General features: G+C 66.3%; 13 protein-coding genes. 5 read left to right on the top strand and 8 right to left on the bottom strand.

The features are described from left to right. The first annotated feature begins 37 nt into the window (after positions 1-37). Positions 38-1,525, top strand: coding sequence for a hypothetical protein (locus tag ACJ8AT_RS33065; protein ID WP_407741943.1), 1,488 nt, complete (start codon positions 38-40; stop codon positions 1,523-1,525). A gap of 45 nt (positions 1,526-1,570) precedes the next feature. Here ACJ8AT_RS33065 and ACJ8AT_RS33060 read toward each other — a convergent pair whose 3' ends face one another. Together ACJ8AT_RS33060 and ACJ8AT_RS33055 are read right to left on the bottom strand one after the other, a co-directional pair. Next, complete coding sequence (locus tag ACJ8AT_RS33060; protein ID WP_407741942.1) at positions 1,571-1,999, bottom strand: hypothetical protein; 429 nt, start codon at positions 1,997-1,999, stop codon at positions 1,571-1,573. 96 nt (positions 2,000-2,095) lie between these two features. After that, the gene (locus ACJ8AT_RS33055; protein WP_407741941.1) at positions 2,096-3,040 is read right to left on the bottom strand and encodes a phosphotransferase; all 945 of its coding nucleotides are present in this window, start codon (positions 3,038-3,040) and stop codon (positions 2,096-2,098) included. A 169-nt stretch (positions 3,041-3,209) separates the two neighbouring features. Between ACJ8AT_RS33055 and ACJ8AT_RS33050 the strand changes: the two genes are divergently transcribed. Beyond that, on the top strand, positions 3,210-4,364 hold the full coding sequence (locus tag ACJ8AT_RS33050) for a carboxypeptidase regulatory-like domain-containing protein (protein WP_407741940.1): 1,155 nt from the start codon (positions 3,210-3,212) through the stop codon (positions 4,362-4,364). On the opposite strand, the gene ACJ8AT_RS33045 is transcribed toward ACJ8AT_RS33050, so the two are convergent. From ACJ8AT_RS33045 to ACJ8AT_RS33030, 4 genes are all read right to left on the bottom strand, one after another. After that, positions 4,291-4,800 carry a DUF1993 family protein gene (locus tag ACJ8AT_RS33045; protein ID WP_407741939.1) on the bottom strand — a complete coding sequence of 170 codons (510 nt, stop codon included), beginning with the start codon at positions 4,798-4,800 and terminating at the stop codon, positions 4,291-4,293. The genes ACJ8AT_RS33050 and ACJ8AT_RS33045 overlap by 74 nt on opposite strands. 79 nt (positions 4,801-4,879) lie before the next feature. After that, the gene (locus ACJ8AT_RS33040) at positions 4,880-6,445 is read right to left on the bottom strand and encodes a hypothetical protein (RefSeq protein WP_407741938.1); all 1,566 of its coding nucleotides are present in this window, start codon (positions 6,443-6,445) and stop codon (positions 4,880-4,882) included. 344 nt (positions 6,446-6,789) lie between these two features. Further along, positions 6,790-7,935 carry a carbohydrate-binding domain-containing protein gene (locus ACJ8AT_RS33035; RefSeq protein ID WP_407741937.1) on the bottom strand — a complete coding sequence of 382 codons (1,146 nt, stop codon included), beginning with the start codon at positions 7,933-7,935 and terminating at the stop codon, positions 6,790-6,792. Positions 7,936-8,171: 236 nt separating this feature from the next. After that, entirely contained in the window at positions 8,172-9,605 is a 1,434-nt protein-coding gene (locus ACJ8AT_RS33030) for a protein kinase domain-containing protein (protein WP_407741936.1), read from the bottom strand. A 117-nt stretch (positions 9,606-9,722) separates the two neighbouring features. Here ACJ8AT_RS33030 and ACJ8AT_RS33025 point away from each other — a divergent pair, with 117 nt between their 5' ends. Beyond that, positions 9,723-11,252, top strand: a complete 1,530-nt coding sequence (locus tag ACJ8AT_RS33025) for a peptide MFS transporter (RefSeq protein ID WP_407741935.1) — start codon at positions 9,723-9,725, stop codon at positions 11,250-11,252. A 36-nt stretch (positions 11,253-11,288) separates the two neighbouring features. Here the strand turns inward: ACJ8AT_RS33025 and ACJ8AT_RS33020 are convergent, their stop codons facing one another. Next, positions 11,289-12,686, bottom strand: coding sequence for a hypothetical protein (locus tag ACJ8AT_RS33020; RefSeq protein ID WP_407741934.1), 1,398 nt, complete (start codon positions 12,684-12,686; stop codon positions 11,289-11,291). Positions 12,687-12,862: 176 nt separating this feature from the next. Here ACJ8AT_RS33020 and ACJ8AT_RS33015 point away from each other — a divergent pair, with 176 nt between their 5' ends. Both ACJ8AT_RS33015 and ACJ8AT_RS33010 read left to right on the top strand, forming a co-directional pair. Then, on the top strand, positions 12,863-13,705 hold the full coding sequence (locus tag ACJ8AT_RS33015) for a hypothetical protein (RefSeq protein WP_407741933.1): 843 nt from the start codon (positions 12,863-12,865) through the stop codon (positions 13,703-13,705). 21 nt (positions 13,706-13,726) lie between these two features. After that, the gene (locus ACJ8AT_RS33010; RefSeq protein ID WP_407741932.1) at positions 13,727-14,521 is read left to right on the top strand and encodes an SDR family oxidoreductase; all 795 of its coding nucleotides are present in this window, start codon (positions 13,727-13,729) and stop codon (positions 14,519-14,521) included. A 69-nt stretch (positions 14,522-14,590) separates the two neighbouring features. On the opposite strand, the gene ACJ8AT_RS33005 is transcribed toward ACJ8AT_RS33010, so the two are convergent. After that, on the bottom strand, positions 14,591-15,043 hold the full coding sequence (locus ACJ8AT_RS33005) for a GNAT family N-acetyltransferase (protein WP_407741944.1): 453 nt from the start codon (positions 15,041-15,043) through the stop codon (positions 14,591-14,593). Between the last annotated feature and the right edge of the window lie 626 nt (positions 15,044-15,669).

Below are 15,669 nucleotides of genomic sequence, written 5' to 3'. Positions count from 1 at the left end.
CGGGACTTGCGATCAAGCCTCCGTGACGGAGGCATGAATGAGCATTCGAGCAGGCGCGCTGGGAGCAGGACTCGCGGTCATTTCATTACTCACGGTGGGTTGCGGTGACCGGACCCGGACAGTCGACCTGCGAGTGGATCCAGGGCCTGCGCCCTCGGAGGGCAACGAAGTTCCCTCGGATCCTCCTCCTGTTCCCTCGGTGGACTCCGGCACTCCCACGGCCTCCACGCCGGATCCCACGCCAGTGACACCGCCCGATGGCGGCACGCCGCCGGATCCGGGGACGCCCGATTCCGGCACGCCGAAGGATCCAGGCCCGTGGCCCGCGGAGGCGGTGCTCAACTACACCCAGTCGTTCGGCGTGGGCACCCCGCAGAGCGTGGGGCTCGATGAAGGGCTGAACCTCTGGCTGCTCGATGGCAATCGCATCGGCGTGCTGCGCCCGGGCGATACGGCTCCCACGTGGACCACGGGCATCGGCCAGGCGCGCCAGCCGTTCGGTTGGGATTCGCTGGCCATTGGCTCGACGGTCATCTGCGGCGGTGAGGCCGGGCGCGCGTACGTGGGCTACCGCGCTCCCGAGATGCAGCGGGCGGAAGGGATTACGCAGCGCACGTACATCCCCGGGCCAGGCGATGCGAACTACACGCCCGAGCGCTACGCCGAATACCAGAAGGGAGATCTCGACGCGGTCCGCCTCCAGCCGGATGGAACCGTCGCGCTCGAGGAGCACATCTGGCGCAGCACCGGCGCGTCGAACGCGGGCAAGCAGATCGGCATCCACAACACGAATGACTTCCACTACGAGGAGGATCGCAGCATCCTCAACTGCGCTCGCGTGACGCGCGGCCCGCATCGCGGCGACCTCTACATCACGACGAACCACGGAGCGACGCGCATCCAGGGGCTCACGTACAACAGCCACCGTCATCCGGGCTGGTACCTGGTCACCACGAATCCGGACGGCACGAAGGATCAGTCGCTCCAATGCCCGCCGATGTATGGGTTGGGCATCGCGCCGAACGGAGACGTGCTCGTGGCCAACGAGCAGATGGTCGGGGTGCTGGTGCCGAGCGGGAAGCTCGAGGAGTGGGACCGGGAGAACACCTGGACAGGCCCCACGCCCTGGAGGTTCAAGGGCTTCAACGAAGCGCTCAATGGCCAGGCGGATGATGATCTCTGGCGCGCCTTCGAGCAGACCGCGTCGGGCCGCTACTACCTGGGGAGCGCGGAGTACGGTGTCTGGGCGATGACGCCCAAGTCCCACTCCGCCGCGAGCTGGTCGAAGCTGGCCGGGCTGCCGACGGATCGGATCCCCGCGCTCAAGGCGACGGATGATGGGGCGCTCTACATCGGCACGAGTGGCGCGGGCCTGTGGCGGCTGGAGCCGGACGGTGTGACGCTGACGCCGGTGAAGCAGGTGTCCGGGCAACGCGTCCTGCAGCTCGTCTACGAGCCCTCCGTGACGCCGAGCATGCTGCTGGTTCTCACCGAGAAGGGACTGACCGTCCTCCGGGGGCCGTAGCGGCGCTGCACTTGAGCAGGCGAGGGCGCCCCGGCTGAGGACCGGTTATGGCCAGGGGCCCTCGGCAGCCGAGCCCCAGCCCGGCTCTCCGTCTACCGGTTTCTCACCCGCCCCAGGGCGCCGCGCTGGGACGGGTGGGCACCCCCCAAGCCAATCCCAGGCCTCGCCATTCCAGAGCTGCTCGCGCCAGCCCAGGCGCGCCGCGGCTTCACGCGCCTTGGCACCGTGAGCGATGAGCGCCCATCCCACCCGGGACTGCTTGCACTCCCCGCTCTTGAACTTCAGGAGCCGACGCTGTCCGCGGGCCTCCTCGAGGTCCGCATCCCAGAGCGCCTGGTGCTTGAGCCCTTCGCCTTGGTAGTCCACCGAGCTCCGGTCACACCAGGCGAACACATCCCTCGCCCGGACCAGCTTGGAGCCCTTTGAGAGTTCCGTAACAGCCGTCACGAGGAGGGTGGCGGTGATGACACGCATGAGAGGTCCACCGGGGCAGGGCAGAGACGGTGATCAACCTACAGCGTGGGAACGGGCCAATGGCCATGAGAGCTCCATGTCTCTGTCATGGTTCTGTCATGGCGGTGTGAGGCTGGCCTTCACCAGGGCGAGGCCGAACCACCAACGCCCTTCCCCCGTGGCGAGGTTCAGGGAGCCGGTCCGTAGCCGCTGATAGAAATCACTGAGTGAGGGCGTCGAGTCGAGCGTCTCCCCGCCGGTGGCTCCAGCGTGTCCGAACTGGCGGGACAGGTGCAGGAATGCCACGCCGCACAGGACCGCCACCAGCCGGCGGCTGTAGGCAAATCGGGCGGGGAGCCTGGAGACCGGCTCACCGTCGTAGGCCGCCAGCAGCCTCTGGCAGGTAGCCTCGTCCATGCGGAGGAAGACGGAGATCGCCGCGAGATCGTAGAAGGGATCATTCGGCCCGGCAGTCTCCCAGTCGAGCAGCAGGAGATTCTCGCCGTCGTAGACGAGGTTGGTTGGGTTGACGTCGTTATGGCTCAGGACCGGAGCGCGCTCGCGAGCGGGCGGCTCCTCCGTGAGCACGCGTTGGACCGCCTCGCCGACGAAGGTGGGCAGAGCGAAGTTCGCCACGAGCCCTGACCAGAGAGCGGCGAGGAACTCCCGCGGCTCCTTCACGTCCGCGTCCGGAGGTAGCGGCAGCTCGTGCACGCGGCGCACCGTGCGGCCCAGCTGCGTGAGCGCGGCCTCGCGCGTGCGCGGGTCCCAGTAGAAAGCCGGGAACGACCGGTCGACGACGAAGGCACTCACGACCGCGCGCCGCTCCTCGTCCACGTGGATGACACGAGGCGCCAGACCCGTGTTCGCGGCGAGCTGCTGGGTGTGAACCTTGCGGCGCCAGCCCGCGAGCGGTTCGCTCTCACCCGAGAGCTTCAGCACGAACGCCTGTCCTGCGGCCTCGACGCGGTAGACACCGGCGCCCGATTGCCCCGCGGCGACCCGGGTGATGGTGGTGGTGGGCCCTCGGAGGTCCGCGGGCAAGCAGGCTTCAAGGCTCACAATTGACTCCGGTGGAGAGGTGGGGCCCGCCGCGCGTGGAGGGCACGCTCGTGCTGTTTGAAGCCGTGGAGCGAGCCATGAGTGCTCAAGCCCCTTTCAAGGGCATGCCGGCTCCGGGCAGAGGACCTTCTCATCGTACCCGAAGCAGTGTAGCGAAGAGGTACCCAACATGCGCAAGCTCATCCTGGTCACAGCGCTCCTGGTGGCAGTGGGATTCGTTCTCTTTTGGATCCGCTCGGGTGGGGCGGAGGACTCCTCGGCTCCCAGGCCGGGGGCGGACTCTGGCTCGACCCAGGCCTCAGCTCCTGCGGGACGGGCCGGCACGGTGCTGCAGCCAGAGAGCCCCGAGGATGTGAGCGCCAAAGGCAGCGCGGACCCGGGCAGTACGCCCGCGCTGGCCCAGGCCCCCTCCGAGCAGGATGGGGTGCTGGAGGTGGAGGTGGTGGCCGGCGAGCAGCCGGTGCCCGGCGCCAACGTGAGGCTGTACTGGCGAGGCCCGCGGGATCCGAACCTCAACGAGGTGTCCTGGCGGCTGGCGAGCACCGGGGCCACGGATGCGCGGGGGCGAGCACGGCTGGCGTCGCGGCCCGGCAGTTACCTGGTGGCGGTCCGAGCGCAAGGGTATGCGCCGCTGCGGCGCGACGTGGTGCGCCCGTACGGAGAGGCGCGCACGCTGCTGCGCTTGACGCTGGTGCCGGGCCAGGGCCTCACCGGGCGGACGGTGGAGCAGGGCTCGGCGCTGGAGGGTCGCATGGTGGCTCGCGGCACGGGAGCTCCCATCGCGGGCGCCAGCCTGGACGTGAGCCCCCACGACAGCAACGGGGACTCCGGCCGCGCCGTGACGGATGCCACGGGCCGCTTCTCCGTCGAGGGCCTGGCCCCCGGGAGCTACGATCTGGTGGCCTCCGCGCCCGGCTTCTCTCCCCTTAGCCGCCGCGCGCTGACGGTGGCCGCGGGCGAGCGCTTCCCTGTCGAGCTCCAGCTTCAGGGCAGCGGCGCGGTGGAGGGCCACGTGCGGGCCAGCGCCGGCCAGCCCGTGCCCGGCGCGCAGATCCTCGGGGGAGAGCGCTGGGCGGGCTCCGTGATCAGCGCGCCCGCGGAGGCTCGCACCGACGCCGAGGGACACTACCGGCTCGAGGGCCTGCCCGTCGGTCCGCAGAGCCTCACGGCCCGCCGCGAGGGCGCCACGCTCGGGGTGGCCCACCCCGTGTCCATCACGGAGGGCGTCACCCGCCCCGCGCCCCCTGACGTCACAGGTCCCCGAGGAAGTCCTGCTTGCCAAGCTCCACGCCGTTGTGCCGCAGGATGTTGTACGCGGTGGTGATGTGGAAATAGAAGTTGGGCAGCACGAAGGTGAGCAGGTAGGACTGGCCCACGAAGCGGTACTCCCGTCCTCCTCCCGGCCTGAGGGTGATGTTGCGATCCTCGCTGCCGTCGATCTGCGCTGCGCTCACGGTCTGAAGGAAGGCCAGCGTCTTGGCGACGCGCTCCTTCAGCTCGGGGAACGTGGCCTCGGTGTCGGGGAAGCTGGGCGGTTGGATTCCCGCCAGACGGGCCGCGCAGCCTTTCGCCATATCGCTGGCCGTCTGCACCTGGAAGGACAAGGGGAGCATGTCGGGCGCCAGCCGGTCCCGGATGAAGACGGACGGATCGATCTTCTTCGCCTCGGCGTGGGCCGCGGCCTTGCCGAGAATCGCCGAGAGGTTGTTCAGCATGCGCACGAAGACGGGGATGGACGCCTGGTACATGGAGAGAGACATGGGGGTTGCTCCGTTAGGGGAGCTGCCCCGTTAGTCCACCTTCAGGGCGTTGCCAACCTCCGCGAGCGGACCCGCGGCCTCACTGCGGAGGCGCGAACAGCTTGACCATGCTCACCATGTCGTCGAAGGGCACCTGCTGCTTGGACTTCTCGAAGCGTGAGTAGTCGCTGACGGAGGCCGTGCAGGCGAAGCCGCCCAGCGGTGTCCCCTCGCCCAGCTGCTGCTCCACCTCCGAGGCCGTGCCGGGCTCGAGCAGCTTCGCCGGCTTGTAGAGCGTGAAGCGCTTCCAGGCGGCCTCATAGATGGGCGCCGCCTGCTGGCACAGCAGGTAGCTCCAGCCCTCGTGGTAGTACACGTTGGTGGAGCCCAGCAGCAGCTTCAGGCGCTGAGACAGGAACGACACGTAGTCCCAGCAGTTCCACTCGTCGGGCTCCTTGCCGCTGAGCGACGCGTAGCTGATGCTGCCGCTGAAGAAGAGCACGTGGGGAACGTAGATGGAGCGCCGCGCGTCGAGCAGCCGCGAGTGCGCGAAGTCCAGCACCGCATACAGCTCCTGCGACAGCTTGGACCACACCACCTTGGGATCGGCGTAGGCCCCGCCGCTCGGAGGGTCGATGTGATAGCGCATGCTCTCGGGCAGCCCGGTGATGTCGAAGCCGATCAGCTGCGCTTGAGGCTTGTCGGCGCCGCGCAGGATGTTGAGCGGCTCGAGCACCGCCTCCATGAGCTGGATCAGCTGGGTGGGGCCGCGGATCGTCCCGTTGCCCCACTGCGTATAGCTGTCGTTCAGCACGTCCCGATCGATGGTGAAGAACACGTACTTGATGGGCTCGCCGAAGTGCTCGTTCACGCTCTTCCAGAAGTCGCGGAACTCCTTGCGGATGTCCTCCATCATCTTCTCGGCGTTCTTGTCGCTCTGCGGGATGATGGAGCCGGGAGGCTTGAGGGCCGGGTTCTTCGGATAGACGCCGAAATACGAGAACGTCTTTCCGGGCACCTCGCTGCGCCTCATCTTGTTGAACGCCGACAGGTAGCAGGCGGGGAAGCCCAGATCGTTGATCTGCTTGATGAGGATGGAGCCCCAGCGATCGCTCGCGACGACGCGGCTCGTCGCCACGCCAGCGTCCTGGTGCGAGTCGAAGTTGACGACCGCGATGGGGCCCGGCGGTAGCCGCAGCTCCTTGACCGTGCGCGCGGCGTAGTACCCCCAGAGATAGCCGCTGGTGTGGAACGAGTTGTTGTCGCTCACCGAGTACACGGGGAAGCCCAGCTCGCCCTGCTCCACCAGCCCCTCGACGAAGGCGTCCATCTGCTGCTTCGGCACGGCGGAGGACTTGTTGTCCTCGGTGAGCTTCTCGCGGGGCGGCGCGTGCACCACCACCTTGTTTCCACCCTGCGAAGGGAGGCCGAACGGAGGCGGCGGCCCCTGCTGGCCGAACGGAGGCGGCGGCCCATTGCTCAACAGGGGCGGAGGCAGCGCCATGGGACGCCCGCACTTCAGGAGCACGCCCTCGCGATTCTCTGGAGCCGCCCATACGATTCCCAGCTTCGTCTTGATGGGCTCCAGGCCGGCTTGCCGGTGCTCCTCCTCGGAGACATCGGTCTCCTCGACTTCATTCCTCAAGCTCGAATAGACGAGCGGCATGGCGAACCCTCGACGCAGGGCGAGCCTGCGAGAAAAGCCCAAGCGCGGTGATACGCGAGGCGTGGCTCGCCCAGCATAGGACGGAGAGGCGCCTGTTGAGAGTGGGGGGCTGGTGCGGAGAGGTAGGGCAGGGCCGCTGATGGTTTCCCCAGATGAGCGGCTCCTCCAGGGCTAGCCGGCAAGGTGGCGGTCATCCAGGGCGGCCCGCACGGGTTCAACCTCTCGCATGCGGACGAGTTCAACCGGGCGCTGCTCGGCTTCCTGGGCAGCTAGGACGGGGCGGGGGCCTCATGGGCCCCCAGTCTGCTCCTCGGGCGGGGATTGGAACGGGACCAGACGAATGCCTACAGCGGCCAGGCGATGACCGAAGTGTACACGTCGCCGTCACTGCTTGCATTGGCGAGCAGGCAGCTGCCGCTATCCGTTACCATGTTCACATTCAGCTGAATGGTCTGGCCGGCAGGCACTTGGAAGAAACCCTCTCCGAAGACGGTCTGCCAATAGTTAATTGCTGGGCTGCCGTAAAGCTTCCCCAGGCCGCTCACAGAGAAGGTCCCGGCGGGTGCGGTCGAGGCCGTCAGGGTCACCACGCAGTAGGCCGTTCCCGAAGCCTGGTTGGTGAATATCTGACGCATCGCAATCCGGTACCGGGCAGGCTGCTCGGGCGGAGCTGAAAGCGTAATGCTCTCGCCGGTGGCCTCCCACTTTTGGGGCGACGAGTTGGAGAACCGAGTGGAGTTGGCCTTGGTGGAAAAGATGGGGCTTGCCGCGCCTCCCAACCCCGCCAGGGAGCCTGAAGCGCCAACGAAGAAGCGCAGGCCACCGCTCCACGACATGCGAATGCCCGCAGAGACGGACATGACGTCGACGCCGTCGAACGCGGTGGCCAGATCGCTGGTAGTCATCCTGTCGTAGACTACGTGCGCGGTGTCGCTGGAGGAGATGGTCGCGCCAGTGCTCAGCGTGATGTGGTCGACGTAGAGATTGTGATCGCAGCCGCCCGCAGCGCTGTCGTTGGTGAACACGACGGTCAGCTCGCCGATGAATCTGGGGCTCGGCAGGGTGAGTGTCGTGTCGGCGTAGGTCGAATTGGTCACGTCGACTCCGCCGATGCGGACGTGGTCAGCAAACACCTCCATATGTGGCGCTGGAGCGACCGAGCCACAGTCTGACTTTGCATTGATGGTGACGGTGGTGGTGATCGCCTGCGCCGCTCCGCCAGCGAACGCCGACCAATTCCCCGGTGGCCCCGGTGGCCCTGCAGCGCCGTCGGTACCATTGGCGCCCTTGGGCCCCTGCGGACCTTGGTCACCTTTGGGCCCCTGCAGACCTTGATCACCTTGGGGTCCCTGCAGACCTTGGTCACCTTTGAGCCCCTGTGGACCTTGATCGCCCTTGGGCCCCTGCGGACCTGGCTCACCCTTGCCGCCGCTCGAGCAGGCACTGAGCACGCATCCGACAACGAGGCACACCCACAGCGCGTTCTTCATTGCATCCTCCGTGTATGGCCGCCGGGAGCGCCGTGCGGCGATACGGGCGAAGGATGCGCGGACTCAGAGGATGGAGGCTGTACCGTCAAAGGAGTACAGCCCCCATCACCCGGGTATCGCAGGGGCTCGAAGGGGTCCGCAGGCTGCGGATCCGCCACGGAGGCCCCAGGCCGTGGATCAGCCGATTGCTTCATCTCCGCCTCCGTGGGGACGAAGCCAAAGCTGCCCCCGTGGGTCTACCGGGGTTCGGAGTGCTGCTTGTCCGAAGGGGTGGAGGTAGGGGGGCGTCTATGTACAGGAGGGATGACCGGTACGTAGCACTTGCCCTTGAACATGTGAGCTGCGCTGCCTTCACATTCCTCCCGAGAGAGTGAAAGCTCTAGCCAGCAACCTCCATTGAGGGCGACTTGCCGCTTGTGAGGGCAGCGCCCCTTGGCATCGGGCCGGTCCTGCCCCTGTCGTGGCTCCGGAGGCGTGTCTTCGGCCATCCCCTCGGGAGCCTGGAGTCCGGGAGCCGAATTCGTAGAGGTGGACGTCAACGCCTCCGCGAGCCCCGCAGTGCCTGCATCCGGCGGGTCGGCTCCTGCGGCCGTTTGTGCGACGGAGGGTGGTTCCGCAGGCTTGCTGGGAGTGAGCCACCCCGCCCAGGTGGCCAGAGCCAGACTCGCGGCGGCTGTCACCAGCAACCAGGGCCGTCGGGAGCTCACACGGGCGGGGGCGCTGATCCGTCCGGCTGAGCTTTGAGGGAGGGGAGACTCTTCGCGAAGCGGTGCTCGCGCTTCGGAGGGCGCCGCGATTTGTTCGAGGGCCTCGGCCAGTTGCGCCGCAGTGCCGCGCTCCTCGGGGTGCACCGAGAGCAGGCGCAGAATCCATGTGCGCAGCCGCGGCTCGATGCGCCTGTCCCGCAGCAGCGCGGCAGGGGGCATCACGGAATCGATGTGCCAGAGCCCGTGCTCGTCCCTGCGAGGCGCCGCCAGCTTCGGGTACTCGCCGGAGACGAGCCGGCACGCGGTGACGCCCAGGGCGAAGAGATCCTCCGCGGCTTGTGCGCGGTACTGGAGCGAGCGGTCGCGGTTGAACTCCCGGCACCAGGACTCGGGAGAGCGGTAGGCGGGAGTGCCCGGGTGCATGGCGGACGGAGTGAGGGTGGCGGCCCCCCGGTAGTGGCACGCGCCGAAGTCGGTGAGCAGGGCGCGCCCATCGGCGTAGCGCACCAGGATGTTGTCTCCTTTGATGTCGCGGTGGATGGCGCCCTGGGCGTGGATCTCCTCGATGGCGCGAGCGAGCTGGGCCAGCATCCGCAGCGCCTGCGGGGAGGAGCGTGGGTACAAGGCTTGCTCGTAGAGGGGCGCTCCGTCCACCCAATCCATGGCCAGGAAAGGATGAGGCGGGCCGCCCGGCGGCTGCCACTCCCCTCGGTCCCACAGGCGAGGGATGCTGGGGTGGCGCAGGCGCGAGAGCAGCTCCGCCTCACGAGCAAAGCGGGGATCTTCCGGGTGCAGGGCCAGCTTAAGGGCGACGGCAGGAGCCTGCTCCTGGCCGAGTGGGACGGCGCGGTAGACGGCGCCAAAGGAGCCCCGGCCGGCCCAGGCCACCACGCGCCAGCGCCCCACCACCGTGCCCGCTGGAAGCAAGGAGGGGTGCAGCGGGGAAGGGGGCTCTTGCTCCATCGGCGGCCTCGTGCAGGTGGGAAGGCCCCATGTTACGGCAGGGGCGCCGCGGTGGAGTGGGGCTCACCTCCACACCGTGGGTGTCTCGGAGCGCCGATTGCTGATATCCAAGCCCCTGTGAACACTCCCTCCGCGGCAGATCTCGAGAGCATCCAGGCGTTGCCAGGCAAGTACCCAGATCTCGAGAGCATCCAGGCGTTCCCAGGCAAGTACCCGCGCCAGCTTTGGTGGCTCTTCTTCTCCGAGATGTGGGAGCGCTTCAGCTTCTACGGCATGCGCGGGGTGTTGACCTTCTTCATGGTCAATCAGCTCAGGATGGCCGAGGACACGGCGAACCTGCAGTACGGCGCCACCCAGGCCTTCGTCTACGCCTTCACCTTCGTGGGCGGGCTCTTCGCGGACAAGATCCTCGGCTTCCGCAAGTCGCTGTTCTGGGGCGGCACGCTGATGATCGTCGGCAGCCTGGTGCTCGCCATTGATCCGAAGGCGTTCTTCTTCCTCGGCATCGCCTTCAACATCGTCGGCACCGGCTTCTTCAAACCGAACATCTCCACCATGGTGGGCTCGCTCTACAAGGACGACGATCCGCGCCGCGACGCGGGCTTCTCCTTGTTCTACTCGGGCATCAACGTGGGGGCGCTGCTCGGTGGCTACCTCTGCATCGCCCTGGGCAAGAGCTACTCGTGGAACCTCGCCTTCGGGCTCACGGCCATCGTCATGACCATCAGCGTGGTGACCTTCGCGCGCTCGCAGCACCTGCTCGGGCCCATCGGGCTCCCGCCGGGGCACGGCCAGCCCGGTGAGCAGAAGAAGCCGTGGCAGGACTGGGCCATCTACGCGGGCTCGCTGGCCCTCATCCCCGTGCTCATGATCATGGTCTCGAAGACGGACCTGACTGACTATTTCATGTACACCATCGGCCCGCTCACGCTGCTCTACATCGCCTACGAGATGACCCGGTACTCCGCCGAGGAGCGCAAGAAGCTCGCCGCGGCCATGGTCTTCATCCTCTTCTCCATCATCTTCTGGGCGTTCTTCGAGCAGTCGGGCGGCTCCTTGAGCCTCTTCGCGGCCAACAACCTGACCCAGACGGTGCTCGGCATCCCCTTGGATCCCAACGGCGTGAACAACTCGGCCAACTCGCTCTTCGTCATCGCCTTCAGCCCGCTGCTGGGCCTGGCCTGGGTGGCCCTGGCCAACAAGAAGCTCGAGCCGAATACGGTGGTGAAGTTCGGTCTGGGCTTCCTCTTCCTGGCCGGCGCCTTCTACCTGTTCTACGCGACTCGCTTCTTCGCCAACGCCCAGGGGATCACCTCGCTGGATCTCTTCACGGTGGCGTACCTCGTCATCACGTTCGGGGAGCTGTGCCTCTCGCCGATCGGCCTGTCCATCATGACCAAGCTGTCGCCCCGGCCTCTGCAGGGGGTGATGATGGGCATGTGGTTTCTGGCCAGCGCGTATGGCCAGTACGCCGCCGGCCTGCTGGGCGCGGGGATGACGAGCCCGGCGGAGAATGCCACCGCCATGGACAAGCTCCTCTCGTACACGGCGGGCTACCGGCAGTTGGCGGTCTACGCGCTGATCGCGGGCGTGGTGCTGATTGCCCTCTCACCCCTGGTCCGCAAGCTCATGGGCGAGGTGAAGTAAATTGTTGCCGCAACACCGATGAGCCTGTTTGACAGCTCAGTTCATCCCTCCTGAATGCGCGACGGAGGTCCACCCCTTCGCTGATGAAAGATAAAGCTCGTTCGAGTGGACTCCGGCGTCGCCGTACCAGACCGAGTAGTCATCCACTCCGTCGTTGTTGATGTCGCCCACGGAAGAGGCGCCGGCAGAAGCGCTCTCGCCCATGCGGAAGACCACATCGGCTGCTCTTCCCGTGGCGCGAAAAGAAAAGCGGCACTCGGTTTCGGAGCACTCCCGGGAGATGTTCTTGTCCTCCGCCCCTTCCGGCTGTCGAGGTGGGCGGTACGGGCCGGTTCGGATTCCCATGACCCCCGGTCCGATGACGGGTCCTTCGCACGGACTCCGGTACCGATAGTTCGGATGTTGTTTCGTCTCTTCCGGGTGGTACCCGACTCCAGCGAGCGTGACCTCGATGAGCTCGCCGAGTGCTTCGATCTTCTTCGCTTCTTTGCAGAGGACCCGCGCTCCTGGATTCACAGGAGTGTCCGACTCGAACGCCTCCTTGCTCGCGTTCCCGAAGAACCTGTCGCTCCCCTGGGGGTTGAATCTCCAGGTGGTGTTCCCGAGGTCATCGATGTCCCTCGTCGATACGTGCTCGATGAGGGCCTGGGTGACCGACGAATCCGCGCTCTGATCGCTGTAGAGGGTGTAGCCCTGGATGACGTCGGCTCCCGGGGCGCGCCTGGCACTGCCGATGAGGGTGCGGACGCGGCGCGTTCCAGCAGGGCTCAGGAAAACGAAGTCGGAGTTGAGCCCGGAGAGGAGGACGCCCTCCCCGAAACGAGCTGTCAAGCAGGCGTGGAGTTTCTGGGTGGACGCGCAGGAGCCTTCCTGGCGTTTGGGGGGTGTTGCCTGCGCTGCTCGCCGGATCTCCTGCACCTGCGCCAGAGCCATCAGCGCCACATCGCAATCACCTTGCGCACCGGAGGTCAGCACGCACTTTCGCGAGAGCCAGGTGAACTGCGATTGGTAGGAGTCGAGGACGCGCCGGGTTTTCTCGGGTCCTCCAGGGGCAGCTTCGACGAGCGCGCGCTTCGCTTGAAGCTCTGCCTGCCCCTGCGCCTCAAGCTCCTGCGTGGTCCAGGGTAGCGAACGCATCAGCTCACGCGGCGCGTAGCCGGTCGCGTTCCGTACGCTCCCGAGCTCACAGCTCCACAGTGGAACCGCTGCCTCGGGTTCTGTCGTCGTGCACTTCGCGTTGATCGGAACCGTGGCTGCGACTTGTGGCGGGCCGGCGTCGCCTCTCGAGTGGCTCAGGTCAAGCGTCGCGGACGCTACATAGAAGACAGCGGGCGTCGGAGCGGAGGCCTGCGCCGAGGAAACCGGCACGTTCGCGCAGAGGGCACCGAACAGTAGGAGCGAGCGGGAGGGCGAAAGGCGCGAGAGCGGGATCATCGTGGTTCACGGTCCATTCGGGTCGCGTGTGGATGCGAAGGGCATCGTGAGAAACAACCTCGCACACCTGCGCTGACGCAGTCACGGTGCCGGCTCGCGCCGACTGCGCGTTCCGGAGAATCTCGGCTCAGCCCCCCGCTTTGGAGGGGAGCTCGCACGCGTGGTAAAATTCGAGCGTGCCCACCCACACTCCGAGACCTCCCGCCCATGCTCCTGCCTGGAGGCTCCAGCGCTGGCTGGATTACGGCGAGATCACCAACTTCAACGCGCAGCCCTACCCGATGACCGCGGAGGACCACGCGCAATTCCGGTTCCCCTACTGGTTCAACTACTTCTGGACGGAGCTGAAGAACCATCGAATCGGAGATTGGCTGCCCTTGTACCGCCGCGTCTTCGAGCCGGATGGGACGGTGAGGCAGGCGTTCGCCGACAGCTCGTCGACGGACAAGAAGGGCTTCCTCGAGGAGCTTCTGGCAGCAGGGTTTGAAGAATTCCCGGCGCGCTTCCGCAAGAACCCAGCGGCGCTGCTCGCGGGCTCGAGCCTGACGAACGAGAACGACGAGGTGCTGGGGATCGCATTTCGAGGCGACTCCCGGCCCGCCGATCTGATCCAGGCGCACGGCGGTTCGCTGGCCAAGGCAGACAGCCGCCGCGTGGCCATGAAGATGAACGCGGCCTGGAATCCGTTCTCCTATCCGGACCTCCGAGAGAACATGTATTACCGGAAGGGAAGTGACGACAACTGCCTCATGACCGTCGTCAGCGTCATGATGGACGCGCTGGGGGCCACCAAGTTCCCCCTCATCGAGGAGATGAACGCCGAGGACAAGAAGCAGGCCCTCGTCTGGATCGACGGCCAATTGAGGCGGATGACCGCCACGCGCTGCACCGTCTATGCCCTCAAACTCAACGGCTGGGGGTACGTCTCTTCCTGCGTTCCATGGACACATCCTCTCTCGTTTCGACTCATCGGGGTGTCCACAAAACCGGGGCAGGCTCACAGAACAATCCCGAACTAGAACACTTAAGGAGACTTCCGAATGTCAAAGGCACTAAGGGTTTTGATTACAGGCGCGGCACGCGGCATAGGAATGGCAACGGCGCAGGTACTTGCCAGCCGAGGACATTCAGTCGTCGCCACCGACTTATCCGCGCCGAGTGGATTGGAAGGCATCCAGGCACATGTGCTCGATGTCACCAGCGATGACTCCGTGGCGCAATGTCTTAAAGAAGTGGGTCCGCTCGATGCAATCGTCAACAACGCAGCCATCTCTGGCGGAGGGCCGGTGGAAGGCTATCCACTTGATCATTTCCGACAGATGTTCGAGATACACACGCTCGGCGCACTGCGCGTAATCCAGGCGGTCTTGCCCACCTGGCGAAAGCGGGGTTCCGGCGTCATCGTGAATGTGTCGAGTGTGAACGGCCGAGTCTCATCGCCGCTCAGAGCAGCGTACAGCGCCTCCAAGTTCGCGCTCGAGGCCCTGACGGAGTCACTGCACCTGGAAGTCCGTCACTTTGGAATACGCAGCGTATTGATCGAGCCCGGAATCATCGCTCCTGGCATGAAAGCAAGCGAGCCTCATAAGGGACCCGCGGAATACGCCGGACTGTGGGAGCAGTGGGATGGAGCCGATACCAAAATGACGGGGCCAGCTGGTCGAACCGGACCCGAAGTTGTCGCATTGGCCATCGCCAGTGCAATCGAAGACCCCGCGACACCGTTCCGTGTACCGGTCGGCCCTGACGCTGTGGCGATTTTGGGCTTGCGAAGCAGCCTCGACGATCAGGCATTCGAAGCTGCAATGAGAAAGGCCGTTGGGTTGACGTGGTGAACGCCTAGGCGGAATAGAGGCCATCCAGGTCCGCGGAGCGGCTCTCGCACGGGACGTACCCGGCTCACACTATTTCGGACCCAGCATCATGAATACCTCGGCAACTCCGTCCGCATGCTGCTGGTTCTCCTGGGCCACCGTGCGGAAGCCACACTTCTCGAGGACGCGAATCGACCCGACGTTGTGGACAGCGACCCACGCATGGAGCGGACGAATCGGCTCGAGCACGAGGAGCTCCGAGAGCGCCCGTGTCGCGATGCCCTTGCCCCAGTGCTCGCGACCCATCCAATAGGCGACGAGGCGCTTGCCGTCCTGTTCCCAACTGCCGATGTACCCAGCGACCAAGCCGCCCACGACGATGGTGCGGGTCACGTTCTCGGGGCGGAGAACCTTCGTGCGCCAGTGGGTCAGGAAGGCATCGCGTTCCCGCGACGGGAATGCGGCCATGCGCAGCGCGACTGCGTCCCGTTGATGCTCGAAGAAGATCGGGAGGTCTTCATCTGTAACGTTGCGCAGGATCACCAAGAGAGCCCGGTCTCCGCGAGCCGAGTGACGAGCCGACTCTAGCCCGCGTCCCACGCCGGGGGCTATGCCGCCGTGCCCCGCGCCCCTGCTCCCGTCCTTCGCGACACCCTCTCTGCGCGATTGCCACCGTCGTCTCCTGGCGCCCCGTCAACGAGGCGCCAGCGTTCACCACGAGGCCAGCGTCGACGTATCCGGCCTGGACGCTCACCGCGAGACCCCAGAGCTCACTACGAGCCCCAGCACTCCACATGTCCGCCATGTTGCACGTATGTCGCAGGAGCCTGCGGAACGAGCTGGAACAGGACGGGACGAGACGGGACGCGGCGGGATACCAACTCCTAAGCATTCCGGGCGGCTGCGAGGTAAGGGCGCGATTCTGCTAGAGGATTCACATCGCCCGGCGCGGGTTCGATTTCCGCCGCTTCCATGCAAAACAACCCGCCGCACGAGGAGGTGCGTATCGAAGGCGGGGACCCAGGGCGGATAGGAGACCCGTTGAGGTGAGGGCTGGTGCAGGCCTACGAGCGCTACCTGGCGCTGCTGTCCATGGGCCCCGCCGGCACGGTGGAGGACAAGCTGGCGAAGCTGCGCCCGTAGGAAGGGCGCGCCGGAGCAGCGGCGCT

The organism is Hyalangium sp. (assembly GCF_045802625.1).
Classification (GTDB): Bacteria; Myxococcota; Myxococcia; order Myxococcales; family Myxococcaceae; genus Hyalangium.
Note: the sequence above shows the minus strand (reverse complement) of the source record. Positions and strands in the feature narration are given on the sequence as shown.

What these genes read in the sequence shown, in the direction of transcription:
- ACJ8AT_RS33020 (WP_407741934.1), bottom strand. Translation starts at nt 12,686, where the DNA reads ATGATCCCGCTCTCGCGCCTTTCGCCCTCCCGCTCGCTCCTACTGTTC.
- ACJ8AT_RS33045 (WP_407741939.1), bottom strand. Translation starts at nt 4,800, where the DNA reads ATGTCTCTCTCCATGTACCAGGCGTCCATCCCCGTCTTCGTGCGCATG.
- ACJ8AT_RS33065 (WP_407741943.1), top strand. Translation starts at nt 38, where the DNA reads ATGAGCATTCGAGCAGGCGCGCTGGGAGCAGGACTCGCGGTCATTTCA.
- ACJ8AT_RS33035 (WP_407741937.1), bottom strand. Translation starts at nt 7,935, where the DNA reads ATGAAGAACGCGCTGTGGGTGTGCCTCGTTGTCGGATGCGTGCTCAGT.
- ACJ8AT_RS33010 (WP_407741932.1), top strand. Translation starts at nt 13,727, where the DNA reads ATGTCAAAGGCACTAAGGGTTTTGATTACAGGCGCGGCACGCGGCATA.
- ACJ8AT_RS33040 (WP_407741938.1), bottom strand. Translation starts at nt 6,445, where the DNA reads ATGCCGCTCGTCTATTCGAGCTTGAGGAATGAAGTCGAGGAGACCGAT.
- ACJ8AT_RS33060 (WP_407741942.1), bottom strand. Translation starts at nt 1,999, where the DNA reads ATGCGTGTCATCACCGCCACCCTCCTCGTGACGGCTGTTACGGAACTC.
- ACJ8AT_RS33030 (WP_407741936.1), bottom strand. Translation starts at nt 9,605, where the DNA reads ATGGAGCAAGAGCCCCCTTCCCCGCTGCACCCCTCCTTGCTTCCAGCG.
- ACJ8AT_RS33050 (WP_407741940.1), top strand. Translation starts at nt 3,210, where the DNA reads ATGCGCAAGCTCATCCTGGTCACAGCGCTCCTGGTGGCAGTGGGATTC.